10 protein-coding genes are annotated in these 11,187 nt (G+C 41.5%); 9 read left to right on the top strand and 1 reads right to left on the bottom strand.

What is annotated here, in order from left to right; translation table 11 throughout:
- Positions 1-77: 77 nt before the first annotated feature.
- The 9 genes from def to rodA all read left to right on the top strand — a co-directional run bounded on the left by def (position 78) and on the right by rodA (position 10,475).
- A complete protein-coding gene (def, locus tag KK060_RS06970; RefSeq protein WP_254152986.1) occupies positions 78-632 on the top strand; it encodes a peptide deformylase in 555 nt (184 codons plus the stop codon).
- Positions 633-647: 15 nt separating this feature from the next.
- A complete protein-coding gene (locus KK060_RS06975) occupies positions 648-1,793 on the top strand; it encodes a methionine aminotransferase (protein WP_254152987.1) in 1,146 nt (381 codons plus the stop codon).
- A gap of 511 nt (positions 1,794-2,304) precedes the next feature.
- The gene (locus tag KK060_RS06980; protein ID WP_254152988.1) at positions 2,305-3,135 is read left to right on the top strand and encodes an amidohydrolase; all 831 of its coding nucleotides are present in this window, start codon (positions 2,305-2,307) and stop codon (positions 3,133-3,135) included.
- A 35-nt stretch (positions 3,136-3,170) separates the two neighbouring features.
- A complete protein-coding gene (gene purH / locus KK060_RS06985; RefSeq protein WP_254152989.1) occupies positions 3,171-4,697 on the top strand; it encodes a bifunctional phosphoribosylaminoimidazolecarboxamide formyltransferase/IMP cyclohydrolase in 1,527 nt (508 codons plus the stop codon).
- Between the two features lie 217 nt (positions 4,698-4,914).
- Positions 4,915-5,940: a rod shape-determining protein gene (locus KK060_RS06990; RefSeq protein ID WP_254152990.1), complete on the top strand. Its 1,026-nt coding sequence runs from the start codon at positions 4,915-4,917 to the stop codon at positions 5,938-5,940.
- 7 nt (positions 5,941-5,947) lie between these two features.
- A complete protein-coding gene (mreC, locus tag KK060_RS06995) occupies positions 5,948-6,793 on the top strand; it encodes a rod shape-determining protein MreC (protein WP_302180021.1) in 846 nt (281 codons plus the stop codon).
- Entirely contained in the window at positions 6,790-7,305 is a 516-nt protein-coding gene (locus KK060_RS07000) for a Rod shape-determining protein MreD (RefSeq protein WP_254152992.1), read from the top strand. Before mreC ends, KK060_RS07000 begins: the two co-directional genes overlap by 4 nt.
- A gap of 72 nt (positions 7,306-7,377) precedes the next feature.
- The gene (gene mrdA, locus KK060_RS07005; RefSeq protein ID WP_254152993.1) at positions 7,378-9,192 is read left to right on the top strand and encodes a penicillin-binding protein 2; all 1,815 of its coding nucleotides are present in this window, start codon (positions 7,378-7,380) and stop codon (positions 9,190-9,192) included.
- Positions 9,192-10,475, top strand: a complete 1,284-nt coding sequence (rodA, locus tag KK060_RS07010) for a rod shape-determining protein RodA (RefSeq protein ID WP_254152994.1) — start codon at positions 9,192-9,194, stop codon at positions 10,473-10,475. Before mrdA ends, rodA begins: the two co-directional genes overlap by 1 nt.
- 39 nt (positions 10,476-10,514) lie before the next feature.
- On the opposite strand, the gene KK060_RS07015 is transcribed toward rodA, so the two are convergent.
- Positions 10,515-11,187, bottom strand: a 673-nt coding sequence (locus tag KK060_RS07015; RefSeq protein WP_496196138.1) for a DUF8457 domain-containing protein, incomplete at its 5' end; no start/stop codon positions are given.

The raw sequence follows: 11,187 nt of genomic DNA on the forward strand, positions 1-11,187 counted from the left end.
GCGCTAACGAAAACATAAGATAACCTTAATAATAGGCCTGATATTTAAGGATTGCCTATAACTTATAAATTTGCGAAATGATTTATCCGATAGTTATGTATGGTGACCCTGTTCTTAGACAACGGGGAAAAGATATCGAACAGGGAACTGATATTAAACAACTTATTGCCGATATGATGGAAACAATGCATGCCGCCAATGGAATTGGCCTTGCAGCTCCTCAGATTGGCAAGGGTATTCGCTTATTTGTTGTTGATGGATCCAGCCTGGAAGAAGAACCAGGAATGGAAAACTTCAAGAAAGCATTTATTAATCCGCAAATCCTGGAAGAAACAGGTACACCATGGGATTTTGAAGAAGGATGTTTGAGCATCCCGAATATTCGCGAGAAGATCAGCCGTAAAGAGAAATTAAAGATCCGTTACTACGATGAGGATTGGAATCTTCATGAGGATACTTTTGACGGAATGCAGGCGCGTATTATCCAACACGAGTACGACCACATAGAAGGAAAAATGTTTGTTGATTACCTCACGCCGCTTAAAAAGCGCTTGTTAAAAAGTAAACTAGCCGACATCTCAAAAGGCAAGGTAGATACAGAATATCGTATTATAGCCCCCGTTAAGCGATAGTAATACCTGTATTGTATGGTGTCAGTTCAATCTCGCTTACCAGACGTAGGTACTTCCATATTCTCCGTAATGTCTAAAATGGCTCTTGAACACGGAGCCATAAATCTTTCTCAAGGTTTTCCTGATTTTAGCATCGACGAGAAAATAATACAACTTGTTAATAAATACATGTTGCAGGGAAACAACCAGTACGCCCCTATGCCTGGTTCACCTTCATTACGGGAGAGAATAGCTAGCGTGATCTTTAAAACATATAAAGTTAAAGTTGACCTGGAAACAGATGTAACAGTAACAGCAGGTGCAACAGAAGGATTGTTTTCGGTTATTGCAGCATTTGTAGGCTCAGGAGACGAAGTTATTGTTTTTGATACTGCTTATGATTCATATGACCCCTCAATTCGATTAAATGGTGGTGTTCCTGTTCATATAGATCTTAACTACCCCGACTTTTCAATTGATTGGGATCGGGTTCGGAATAAGATTACTAAGCGCACCCGTGCCATCATCATAAACACTCCTCATAACCCGACAGGAACAGTACTAAAGGAAGCGGACCTTATTGAACTAGAAAAGATCGTATTAGAGCACAACATTCTCGTTATAAGTGATGAGGTGTACGAAAGACTCATCTACGATAACACGAAACACCAAAGTGTATTAACCAGACCAGCGCTGGCCGGGCATAGTCTCGCAGTCTTCTCTTTCGGAAAAACATTTCATGCTACAGGATGGAAATGTGGCTATGTAATAGCACCCGCATACTTATCAAAAGAAGTACGTCGGGCACACCAGTTCATTGTATTTAGTGTAAATACTCCCGTACAGATGGCTTTGGCAGAATACATGAACGAAGAAGGTCATTATCTCCATCTCGGGAAGTTTTATCAGGAAAAAAGGGACTTCTTTCTTCAGCAGATTAAGGGCTCGTCCTTTGAACCTCTTCCTTCTTACGGTTCTTACTTTCAATTGCTCTCCTATAAAAACATCTCACAAAAAGGGGATGTAGAGATGGCAGAAGAACTGACTAAAAAATTTAAAGTTGCCTCTATTCCGGTTTCAGTTTTTTATAAAAACGAAACCGATAATAAGCTTTTAAGGTTTTGTTTTGCAAAAAAGGAGTCTACCCTCGAAAAGGCTGCCACTATTTTAAGATCAATCTGATTTTTTGTAAATTAGAACTCCTTTACTTCCTCCGACTGTAGAAAGTGCTCAGTTTTTCTCACTAACATAGGCCTTTTAACAAAAGCAGCCATCCTCCCAATCGATTAGCAATATCGAGGTCTTAAGCTTCAAAATATACGATGCCAGCGCTCTGCCGGCACTATGCGTGCGGTATGTCTGCGAGAAACGGGCTCCTTTTACGTACACATACTGTACGCATACCGCACGCACGGTGCTGGCAGCATGAATTTACAAGCCATACATAAGCTTACCGCTACTTGCTAGAAAATCACCACCGCAATTAGAATAATAGAATGACAGGTGTAGTTAATCCGATGTTGCGGTTAACGGCTAAGGGCCTATCAGGAAGAAACCTAAAACCTTGAGGCATAAGTTTATGCCGCTCGCGGTCCGCTATTTTATTGATATAAAAAGGAATATAAAACCATTTTAATCGTGCTTTTTACTCCTCCATTCCGTTTCTTTGCGGGTTCAAACCACTACATAGGCCATGCAGGACTTAAAAATTACGCTTATCCAATCCGATTTGCATTGGGAGGACATCGAAGCCAACCTGGCAATGTTTGAGGAAAAAATCTGGCGGATAGGAAACACCACGGATGTTATTGTATTGCCTGAGATGTTTACCACCGGTTTCACCATGTCAGCACACAAGCTGGCCGAGCACATGAACATGCGCACGTTTAAATGGATGAAGCAGATGGCCGATCAGACAGGCGCCCTCATCTTGGGTAGTTATATAGTCACCGTTCATGAAAGGTATTACAATCGGCTTTTATGGATGGAGCCAGGCGGCAATTTCAAGACGTATGATAAACGCCATCTGTTTAGAATGGCGAATGAACATAAAACATACTCTCCGGGAGAAAGCCTGCTCATCGGCACCTGGAAGGGTTGGAGAATTTGCCCGCTGGTATGTTACGATCTTCGCTTCCCTGTATGGAGCCGTAACAAGTGGGATTTCAACGCCCGGAAATTAAACTACGATCTCTGTATATATGTAGCCAACTGGCCCACTGCAAGAATAGACGCCTGGAATACCCTGCTTCGTGCTCGTGCCATAGAAAATTTAAGTTATGTAGTGGGTGTTAACCGAATTGGCATAGATGGCTCAGGCATAGAACATAATGGCAACTCCGCTATTATCAGCCCCAAAGGAGAAGCGATCTTCTCTACCGAGGGCGACGAAACCACTAAGACAATAGAGCTTAATGCAAATTCACTTGACGCCTTTAGAGACAGATTCCCTGCTTATATGGATGCTGACGAGTTTACAATTGAATTCGAGCAGTATGAGGAAAATGATTACCAGGCAGGGTAATTAACTTTCGTTTTAATAATTCACCTAAACCTTTTATGGCAACTCGTAAAATTTCACGTGCCCTTATTTCTGTTTTTTACAAAGACAACCTCGAACCTATTATTCACAAACTTGCTAAATCCGGCGTTGAATTCGTTTCAACAGGGGGCACGCAGGAGTTCATAGAAAAGCTAGGATATACTGTTACTCCTGTTGAGAAGCTTACAGGTTTCCCATCCATTTTCGGAGGCAGGGTAAAAACTTTACACCCTGCAATTTTCGGCGGCATCCTCTATAGAAGGGATGATAATGGCGACCTGCAACAGGCAAGTGAATACAAAATAGCGCCAATTGACCTGGTAATAGTTGACTTATATCCCTTTGAAGAAACAGTAGCTAAAGGCGGATCAGAGGAAGATATCATTGAAAAGATTGACATAGGCGGAATCTCCCTCATTCGTGGGGCAGCAAAAAACTTCAACGATGTACTGATCGTTGCCTCGCGCAATCAATACGGACAACTACTCGACTTGATAGAATCAAAGGATTGTTCCTCTGAACTTCAAGACAGAAAGAAGTTTGCTGCAATGGCGTTTGATGTAACTTCTCATTACGATACAGCAATTTTTAATTACTTCAACCAGGAGTTCCAGTTACCCGTCTTTAAGAAGAGTGTTCAATCAGGTCGAACGCTCCGCTATGGAGAGAACCCGCACCAAAAAGGAACCTTCTTTGGTGACCTTGAAAAAGTATTTGATCAGCTAAATGGTAAAGAGCTATCCTATAATAACCTGGTAGACGTTGATGCCGCAGTAGCGCTACTGAAAGAGTTCGATGGACATACTGCTTTCGTTATTATCAAACATACCAATGCATGCGGCGTAGCTACAGCAACAAGTGTTAAAGAAGCTTATCTCAAAGCCTTTGCAGCAGATACTGTCTCTGCTTTTGGTGGCATACTTGCAACCAACAAGACTATTGATCTTCCTGCAGCGGAAGAAATTAACAAGCTATTCTTCGAGATACTTATTGCACCTTCTTACGACCCTGCTGCCCTTGAGCTTCTCAAGTCAAAAAAGAACAGGATGATACTTGTTCAAAAGCAACAGGTAAACGAGGTAAAACAATTCAAGAGTCTGTTAAACGGAGTCCTTGAACAAGACCTGGATTTGAAGACTGACGCTCGTGAAGATTTAAGAGTTGTAACAAAGAAAGCTCCAGATCAATCACAGGTAGATGCTCTCTTGTTCGCAAGCAAAATATGCAAGCATACAAAGTCCAATACCATTGTGTTGGCAGTAAACGGACAACTATTGGCCAGTGGTGTTGGTCAAACATCAAGAGTAGACGCACTTAAGCAAGCTATCGAAAAAGCGGGGACGTTTGGTTTTAGCTTAAAAGGTGCAGTTATGGCTTCTGACGCCTTCTTTCCTTTTCCTGATTGTGTTGAAATTGCTCACCAACACGGAATAGAAGCAGTCATTCAACCAGGTGGCTCTGTAAAAGATGGTGATTCAGTCTCCTTCTGCGATCAACACAATATGGCCATGGTTTTCACAGGGATACGTCACTTCAAACACTAAAAAACACATGACAACCAAAAGTTAACTCAGGGTTAACTTTTGGTCTTAAGCCCTCGCAATCCTGCCGCCTTCAACCCTGTATAGCAGGTAGATACAGTGGGTTTAAATAGGGTGTAATCTTGTAAGTTTTTAGCTTAATTAGAGTGCCGAATGATAGCAATATTTATGTAATTTCGTGCCATTCAAAATTTAAACTCACTTTTAGCCTCCGCATTCAATGGGATTTTTTGACTTCTTCACAAGCGATATTGCTATGGACCTCGGCACAGCAAACACGCTTATCATTTACCGGGATAAAATTGTCGTAGACGAGCCTTCCATCATCGCTCTCGATAAGGTAAACAACAAAGTACTGGCTATTGGCCGTGAAGCCATGCAGATGCATGAGAAAACTCACGAGCATATTAAAACTATTCGCCCGCTTAAGGAAGGTGTTATTGCAGACTTCCAGGCTGCTGAGATGATGATCCGCGGTCTTATCAAATTGATAGACTCTGGCAAACGCATGTTCCCACCATCATACAGAATGGTAATTTGTATTCCTTCAGGAATTACAGAGGTAGAAAAAAGAGCGGTGCGCGATTCAGCTGAGCATGCAGGAGCTAAAGAAGTTTACATGGTCTATGAACCTATTGCTGCCGCAATAGGAACTGGTATAGACATTGAGATGCCGGTAGGTAATATGATCGTTGACATTGGAGGAGGTACTACAGATATAGCGGTAATAGCATTATCAGGTATTGTTTGCGATCAATCCATTCGCGTGGCTGGTGATACTTTTAACAGAGATATCCTGGATTACATGAGACGTCAGCACAACTTGCTGATTGGAGAGCGTTCTGCCGAGAAAGTGAAAATTGAAGTTGGTTCCGCCCTTACGGAGTTAGATGACGGACCAGAAGATTATGAAATCCGCGGAAGAGACCTGATGACAGGTATTCCTAAAACAATAAAAATCTCTTATTCAGAAGTAGCGTTTGCTTTAGACAAGTCGGTTTCTAAACTCGAAGAAGCAGTACTAAAGGCACTCGAAACCTCTCCGCCAGAATTATCGGCTGATATTTATGAGCGTGGTATTTACTTAACTGGCGGTGGCGCATTGCTACGCGGTCTTGATAAACGTCTTGCTCTTAAAACAAAGCTTCCTATTCACGTAGCTGAAGATCCACTAAGAGCGGTTGTTCGCGGTACTGGCTCTGTACTCAAAAACATTGATAAATATCGCGCTGTTTTGATGACTTAATTTTTTCATGGAGCGGCTCTTTATATTTTTTTACAACTACCGGGCCTTTTTTACTTTTTTAATCTTGGAGGTTGCTTGCGGCTGGATGATTATCAGTAATAATCAATACCAGGGCGCAAGTTTCTTCAACTCTTCAAACAGTATTATAGCCGGCCTCAATACTTTTTCGCAAGGTGTACGAGAGTATTTCTTACTCAGAAATATTAACAGTACCCTGGCTGAAGAAAATGCTTACCTGAGAAGCAAACTGGAACAGCGTAACCAGGCTATGTATACAAAAAAGGATACAGCAAGTCAGGTGCTCCTGGATTCCGCAGTTATCACCCAGTACGACTTTATAAGTGCCAAAGTAGTAGCAAATACGGTTCATCGGTTTACAAACTACCTTACAATCAACAAAGGATCTGTTGATAGCATTAGATCAGGTATGGCTGTAATCAGTCCGCTTGGCGCAGTAGGAAAAGTTAAATCAGTATCAAAACACTTTAGTGTAGTTACTTCTATACTTCACATCGATGTACAGGTTTCTGTTCTACTTAAAAAGACAGGCGATTTTGGTACAGCCCAGTGGGATGGTAAAGATGCCAGTTACATTAAACTAAAATATATTCCAACCCACGTTTCTGCAGCGAAAGGCGATACCATTGTAACGTCAGGTTACAACGCTGTATATCCTGAAGGTGTAATGATTGGAGTAATAGAGGAAATAGAAAGAAACGAAACGCTCTTCTATGACATCACCGTAAGGCTTTCACAGGATTTCAGAAAGCTTTCTTATGTAGAAGTAGTAAAAAGTAACCTAAAAGACGAACTCGATTCGTTACAATCACCTTTTGTGGAAGCGGAGAAATGAGTAGATTAAATATATTACAGGTTATATCATTTTTTGTCTACCTGATGTATCAGGTACTAATCCTGAAGAATATTGTATTGTTTGATACAGCGTTCTGCTTTCTCTACGTGGCTTACCTCTTCTTCTTACCTGTAGATGCCAATAATCTCCTGCTTATGCTTATAGGCTTTGCAATGGGCTTTTGCATCGATATGTTTTATGATAGCCTCGGCCTCCATGCTTTTGCCTGTGTTTTTGTAATGTATGTTAGAAACTATTATTTATCTGCTATAACCCCGCAGGGTGGATATGACAGCAGTGCCACACCTTCCATTGCTACCAATGGAATACAATGGTTTCTTATTTATACTTTCCCTTTGGTTTTTCTTCACCACGCAGCACTTTTTTATATTGAAGCTGGTGGTTTTGATATGTTTTGGTTTACACTTTGGAAAATCATTACCAGTACGCTTTTCACTACCACGGTAACAGTGATCGTACAGTACTTATTTCCTAGTGGAAGATATCGCTAGAAATCGCTAAATTATTTTTTTCAAGGTTCGTTTTACCAACGACCTATTCCTGGACTTTTTTGTTATGCAGTTATGAACGAAGGAAGAAAAGAAGCCATTCAGATTGGTTTTGTCATTGTAGCCCTCATATTCCTGGTGAAGCTTTTTTCCATCCAGGTGCTCGATAAACGTTATTTAGAGCTTGCAACAAGTAATGCCATTATCCCTGTGAGAGACTATGCCATTCGTGGTCTGATTAAAGACAGAAATGGAAAAATTCTCGTTTATAATACACCTGAGTTTGACCTGCTCATCATTAAAAAAGAGGTTAAAAACCTCGACTCTGCTAAGTTCTGCCAGGTATTTTCAAAAACACCGGAAGAACTAAGAAAACTATTTAAAGACCTCAGGGCAAGAAGAGAGTACTCTCCCGTTAAGCCTACCATCTTCCTCAGTCAGTTGTCTACATTGGATTTCGCAAAAATTCAGGATCATATTGATGAATTCCCTGGCTTCATCATTCAGCCCAGAAATACCCGTGCTTACACCACTAAAGCAATGGCAAATGCGCTTGGCTATGTAAGTGAAATCTCTAAAAGTAAACTTGAGAAAGACGAAGAACACTTCTACCGTCAAGGCGATTATATTGGCCAGACTGGCATTGAAGCGTACTATGAAAAGTATCTGCGCGGCAGAAACGGTGTGCGCTACAAACTTCGCGACGTTGACGGTAATGATAAAGGTTCCTTTGACAAAGGTGCGCAGGATACGCTTTCTATTCCAGGACAAGACCTTACTACTACCATAGATAAAGACCTCCAGGAATACGGCGAGTTTCTCTTTAAAGGAAAGTCAGGAAGTATTATTGCCATTGAGCCAGAATCAGGAGAGATCCTTGCCATGGTATCAGGCCCTTCGTATGATCCAATATTGTTAACAGGTCGTAACTACAGTGCTAACTACAAGCTTATCAGTACTGACACAAACAAGCCGTTATTCAACCGCCCATTAATGGCCCAATATCGCCCTGGTTCTATTTTTAAAATAGCACAGGCAATGGTTGCATTGCAAGAGGGAGTTATCACTCCTGATACCAGGGTAAGATGCGATCGCTCGATTATTGGTTGCCACGGGCCACATAGCAATGAAGATCTTCGTGGCGCCATCACAAACTCATGTAATCCATACTTCCATAATGTACTCAGAAGAATGCTGAATAAAGGCAAATCTGATAATCCTTTTGACGATACACGCATAGGGCTAGAAGAATGGCATAAGCACATGACCAGCTTTGGCTTTGGCCAGCCGCTCGGTATCGACCTTCCAAATGAAAAGAAGGGCCTTGTTCCTAGTCCGGCGTTTTATGACAGAGCTTACAGAGGAAGACCTTGGAAATTCTCAAACATTTATTCCATAGCCATCGGCGAAGGAGAGAACCTTGTTGTTCCCCTGCAAATGGCCAACTTTGCTGCAACTGTTGCAAACAGAGGGTATTACATTACGCCTCACCTTGTTAAATCGATAGGCGACTCAAACAAGCCATTACCCCAATTCCAGGAAAAGCACTACACTACAATTGACTCTGCTAATTTCCGCATAGCAGTTGATGCGATGGAACGTGTGGTAGAAGCCGGAACAGGACAGTTCAGAGCAAAACTAAAAGATGTAATAGTGTGTGGTAAAACAGGAACAGTACAGAACGAACCTAGACCAGACCACTCAGTATTTATTGCATTTGCTCCTAAGGTAAATCCCAAAATTGCAGTGTCAGTTTATGTTGAATACTCTGGTCAGGGTGCTCGTGCGGCAGCTGCGATGGCCAGTTTAATGATAGAAAAATATTTATATGGTGGCACTAAAAGGCCACAGGTTGAAGAGTATGTATTACGTGGTAAATTTCTTGACTAATGACATCATCGTTTAAGAAGGAAGATAGTATTAAAACACAACGGCTGGATTGGGTCACCATCGGCATATACATAACACTTGTGTTTTTAGGGTGGTTGAATATCTATGCTGTTACTTACGAAGAGAACCAGACAATCTTCGACACCAATTTAAACTCCTTTAGGCAGCTAATGTTCATCATAGGAGCCCTGGTAATAGTAAGTGCGATCCTTATTATTGATCGACAGTTCTATGAAACGTTTGCTTACTTTATTTACGGCTTTGTACTATTTATACTTCTGCTTGTTCCTTTTATTGGAAAAGAAGTGGGTGGTAACAGATCCTGGTTTGGTGTAGGATCATTCGGGCTGCAGCCTTCTGAATTTGCCAAATTTGCGACAGCACTTGCAGTTGCCAAATTTGTAGGCACAATAGGTTTCCGGATGGATAATTTAAAAAACCAGTTAACACTGTTCGGCCTGATAGGTGCGCCTATTCTACTTATCCTTCTTCAGAAAGACTACGGAACTGCAATGGTATTCCTGGTTTTCACCATTGTGTATTATAGAGAAGGTATGTCTCCTTTCCTTATCTTGATGGGGATTGGCGCCGCCGCAATCTTTATTCTAACCCTGCTTGTAGCCAATAATTATATTCTTTTTGGATGTATCGGTGTACTCTGGCTAATTGCCATCTACATGAATCGGAGAAAGAAAATGAAACGCCTTATTTTTATAACGGCTGGAGCGTTCTCACTTGCGTTAATTATAACCAGTGTTGATTTCATTTTCCAGCATCTTGAAGATCACCACCAGAAAAGGATTATGTCAATGTTAAATCCTGACGCAGATCCCCTAGGTTACGGTTGGAATGTTACGCAATCAAAAATCGCTATCGGCAGTGGTCGCTTTTTCGGGAAAGGATTTCTGGAAGGCACACAAACTAAGTTCGACTTCGTTCCGGAACAAAGTACTGACTTTATCTTTTGTACAATAGGTGAAGAACACGGATGGATCGGAAGCTTGTTCACGATAGGACTGTTCATGGGACTTATCTTTCGTGTTATCTTCCTGGCCGAACGCCAGAAGCACCGCTTTGCAAGAGCCTATGGATATGCCGTTGCCTGTATTTTCTTCTTTCACTTTGCTGTAAACATCGGGATGACTATTGGTCTTTTCCCTGTTATCGGTATTCCGCTCCCATTCTTTAGCTACGGAGGTTCGTCACTATGGGCGTTTACCGTGCTCTTGTTTATTCTTGTTAAATTGGATGCACACAGAATGCAGGTGCTTCAAAGACTTTAATTTCATTTACTGCCTGATGCTTGGCGCGGAAAACCGATCCTAGACAAGTATCATGCACCCTAGATCAAGAGTCGAGAAGCAAGCATCTCTACTAAAACGCTTCTCTACCAGCTCCATAAACTCATGGAACTCTTTACTCTCCTGATCCCAATTCAAAGAGTGTCTTTCAAGATATCTCACTGCAGCTTTCATATCGGGGAGTTGATCAATTTCATCTATTGCACGACTAAATGAGTCAAAGTCGCCATAGAATAGAACCTTCGTAAACATGAACTTTTGATTAATCGAAAGATGATCTTTTATCTTTGCGATCTTCCTCAGGTTATCCATTACCGCCGGGCGTTGTGATGAAGTCAACTGGTCGTTTAGCGTCGACTTGTTACTCACATTGCTAACCTGAGGTTCAGGTTTAGCTGCCGGAACATTTACAGATTCTTTGTAAGTATTTACTCGTTCACTCGGCTTAGACTGATAAAAACTTGCTGGGTTTAGTGGTATTACATCCGAAAACTTTTCGATATAATCATCAAGATCTTCGGGCGTAAAATTTACTTCTTCTAAAATCTGATCCAGAACAGCAAAGGCTTCATTACCCACTACTTCTCTTATCCCCTTTTCCTCAAGTCGGAACAGCATGCGCTCTAGCGGGGCCGTGTTTACTTTCCGATAGTTAATCTCTTCTGTAAAAGCTTCCATTTCACGTGTATTATTC

The sequence above is a fragment of the Chryseosolibacter indicum genome (genome assembly GCF_018598585.1).
GTDB classification, from domain to species: domain Bacteria; phylum Bacteroidota; class Bacteroidia; order Cytophagales; family Cyclobacteriaceae; genus Chryseosolibacter; species Chryseosolibacter indicus.